The 2,315-nt window shown below is 47.1% G+C and carries 2 protein-coding genes; both read left to right on the top strand.

The window, feature by feature from the left end:
* Positions 1–716, top strand: a 716-nt coding sequence (locus OXG87_16550) for an FtsX-like permease family protein (GenBank protein MCY3871162.1), incomplete at its 5' end; no start/stop codon positions are given.
* A gap of 118 nt (positions 717–834) precedes the next feature.
* A partial coding sequence (locus tag OXG87_16555; GenBank protein ID MCY3871163.1) for an asparagine synthase C-terminal domain-containing protein occupies positions 835–2,315 on the top strand: 1,481 nt, incomplete at its 3' end.

The raw sequence follows: 2,315 nt of genomic DNA on the forward strand, positions 1-2,315 counted from the left end.
TCAACGAACACCTCGCAAAGCGATTTGAATGGACGCACGCACGTGGTCAGACATTTCCATTTCAAGTAGGACAGGTTGAGCACCCCCAGGTTGTAGGTGTCATCTCTGACTTTTATTTTCAAAATATTTTGCCCCCCATGGGTCCCCTGGTCATTCACAAAGACCCCGAAACTGAGATTCGGGCTATTCTGGTGCGCCTCCAACCGGATATGGCAACAGAAACCGAGGGAATATTAAAGCAAATCTGGTCCGAAGTCGCGCCAGGTGTTACACCGCAGTTCGGTCTTTTGAAGGATGAATTGGCAAATTCTACTCGAAATATCCGAAATATAAATCAATCCATCGGCTATACGGCTTCGTTCATGGCGATTATTGTCGCTTGTGTAGGATTGATCGGGTTTGCCATGCACATGCTGTCCCGCCGCACAAAAGAAGTTGGCGTTCGCAAGGTTCTGGGAGCTTCCACACACTCCCTCTTTGTTTTGCTATCCTTACCCATAGTTCGTCTTGCATTCATTGGGTGTATAATTGGATGCATCCTGGCCTTTTTTGCGATGCGTGCGTATTTGCAACGCTTTCCTTTTCAAATGCCACTGGAGCCAATGCACTTTGCAGGACCAGCGATAGGCTGTATCGCCCTGGCACTTGCGGCAATTTCATATCACACCATACGCATTGTGCGAACAGACCCCGTGAAAGAGTTAAAAAATGAATAAGCATAGGTAATACAGGCACGCACCGAAAGCAGGGCGTAGCCCCAAATTCAACAGCTATTTAAGCATCGGATGGGCTGCTTGTGATTGATCACAAAGAAATGGGATTAAGGAGAGCATTATGGAGAGGATCTCAAAAATTCAAGCATTGCCTGACATCGGACGCGATTTCATCGGTGTTGCAGGGCAGCACAATACATATTGGAAGGGTGAACCTCTGTACGAAATACTGTCTTGGACGGAGTATGAAATGTCCTTGATGAATATGAAGTCCGGAGTGCTCGAAAACAGGTCCAGACAGATCATGCTGTCAGGGAAATACGCTAATGCCATCGGCCGAATATGTCAGCAGACACGAAATCGTATGGTCACAGTAGCTGGTCGCGTATGGGAGGTGCCGAGAGACCTGAGATGCCCCGGTGAAACGGAGACAGAGGCAACCTATCGCATTCTTGCCGAAGCAGCCGAACAGGATAATCTAACTGATATCGCTCGGTTAGGTGGGGATTTTGTAGCTGTCGTTCAATGTCTTGATGAAGTGGTTTTGATCAGAAGTCTGACAAGTGGGACTCAGATATTCTACAGAAGGAAAGGAACTTCTCTTTTCTGGTCGTGTAACCCTGTGGACCTGGTAGATGACCCTTATGGAAATGTGGACCGGTTGGCTCTTGCGAGTCTTTGTTGTTATCCAAACGGTCTTCCTTATCCGGATGTCAAGTTGCTTGGCCCTGGCATGTATATCCGGTTCAGGGGTGGATCCATAAACACACTGTCATTCGATAATTATGAAACCTCAATCAATACGAATCTAAAAACCTTAGAGGAATGGGGGGAATGCGCTCGTGAGACGATCATTGAGGCTGTTAGGAAACAAATCAGACCTTTCCGAAAGATCGCGTTATCCTTGAGCGGTGGAATTGACTCTTCCGCAATGGCCTATTGCCTCGCCGATCTGGGAGTGAACACGACATGTTATCACTTTGTCTCGTCCAGACACCGAGCAGCTGATGAAAGCAAGTATGCCCGTATGGTAGCAGAACACTTGGGGTTGCCCTATCGGGAGTTGCTACCTGATACTGATGATCAAGGCTGTGCTCAGCTACTAAATTTGAGCTGGCGGTTTCGTATTCCACATGGAGCGTGTACCTATAGTGTGTGGCAGAATTTAGGGCAAATTATCAAGGGAGATGCTGATTGCATCTTGCACGCAATTGTAGGCGACTTGTTTGCCGGATGCCATGAGTTTCATAGACTCCCTCAGGAGCTATTTCGAAATCCGAGATTTGCGATAAGCTATCTTTTACAACTCGCAGCCGCTCCCGTTTCAATCAAAAAGCTTTTGAAGATACTAATGCCCAAACCGGACTGGGCAAAGGACTTGGTGCGGCGTCTTCCACATTCTTCGGATCTGGGCACATCTCTCAAGCAATTGTTCTATGTTCATCCTAACACTGATAGAGAGTTATGCAATGTGGATTTTCTCAACCCAGATTTGGCTGAAGGTATAGTCAATAACCGCCCAACGTACGAAGGGGAGGATAGTTTGGGCGAAACATCTTTCAATTTGAATGTACATTTTCCCGCCAGAACTATCGGGATTAC

The organism is Gemmatimonadota bacterium (assembly GCA_026706845.1).
Lineage (GTDB): Bacteria > Latescibacterota > UBA2968 > UBA2968 > UBA2968 > VXRD01.